The sequence below is a fragment of the Plesiomonas sp. genome, from assembly GCF_051650925.1.
Lineage (GTDB): Bacteria > Pseudomonadota > Gammaproteobacteria > Enterobacterales > CAMTGL01 > Plesiomonas.
Genome location: NZ_JBOFRH010000453.1, coordinates 1 through 1,187, shown reverse-complemented (window position 1 = coordinate 1,187; position 1,187 = coordinate 1). Strand labels below are relative to the sequence as shown.

1 protein-coding gene is annotated in these 1,187 nt (G+C 47.9%); it reads right to left on the bottom strand.

Annotated elements, in window-relative coordinates; translation table 11 throughout:
* Positions 1-1,038 (bottom strand): ATPase, T2SS/T4P/T4SS family (locus ACRC27_RS11025; protein ID WP_438639880.1); only part of this gene is annotated, 1,038 nt, incomplete at its 3' end.
* Positions 1,039-1,187: the final 149 nt, after the last annotated feature.

The window sequence follows — 1,187 nt, the reverse complement described above, 5'->3', positions numbered from 1 at the left end:
AGTTTGCGCCGCTTTAACCGCAATTTCGGCAGTTTCCAGATCACGAATTTCGCCCACCATTACCACATCAGGATCTTGGCGTAAAAATGCCCGCAGGGCGCTGGCAAAGGTTAGCCCCGCCCGGGTGTTGATTTGGGTTTGATTCACACCACTGAGGTTGATCTCCACCGGATCTTCAGCGGTTGATATATTCCGTTCAGGGGTATTTAAGCGGGCAAGGCCGGTATATAGGGTCACGGTTTTACCGCTACCGGTTGGGCCGGTGACTAAAATTAGCCCCTGCGGACGTGCCAGCACCGCTTTATATAGCGCCTTATCCTGTTCGGTAAAGCCAAGCTGGTCAATATCAAGCCGTGCGGCAGAAGAGTCGAGAATACGCAGCACCACTTTTTCACCGAACAGGGTCGGCAGGGTAGATACCCGCAGATCAATCGCCGTGCCTTCACTGAGTTTTAGCTTGATGCGGCCATCTTGTGGAATGCGACGCTCGGCGATATCGAGTTTACTCATTATTTTCAGGCGGGCGGCAAGGCGCTGCGCCAGCTTTTGTGGCGGGCTGGTGATCTCTTGCAATACGCCATCAATACGAAAACGGACTCGATATTGCTTTTCATACGGCTCGAAGTGAATATCTGAGGCTTTTACCCGTACGGCACGGCTGAGCATTTGGTTGATAAAGCGCACAATCGGTGCTTCATCATCTTCATCGGCGATTTCGGTGTTATCCACCGTGTGGGTATCGGCATCTAGCTCGTCGAGTTGTTCGAGCGTGCCGGCATCGGCAGCCGTATTAATATCATCCACCCGCTTGCCGGTCAGTTTTTCTATTTTGGCATACAGTTCGGTTTTATCGGCCTGTACTAATTCGATATTTTTGCCCGTGGCAAAACGAAAGGCATCGGCGGCTTTGTAATTATTGGTATCGAGGATGGAAAGATAAAGTGTATCTTCGTTTTCAAAAAGTGGGATGGATTTATATTCGATGACTAAAGGAAGAAGGCTATGAAATTTTTTAAGTTCAAATTCTGAATTACTCATGGTTATTATTGTATTCATACTGCTAGATAAGGGGGGAGCTCCCCCCATTTTTAATAATTAGCACAAGCCATCTGTTTTACACTTTCCAGACGCTTCCCAAGTGACTTTTCCACTTTGAAGTGTTGGCGTTAGTATATAATTTTCTGTTG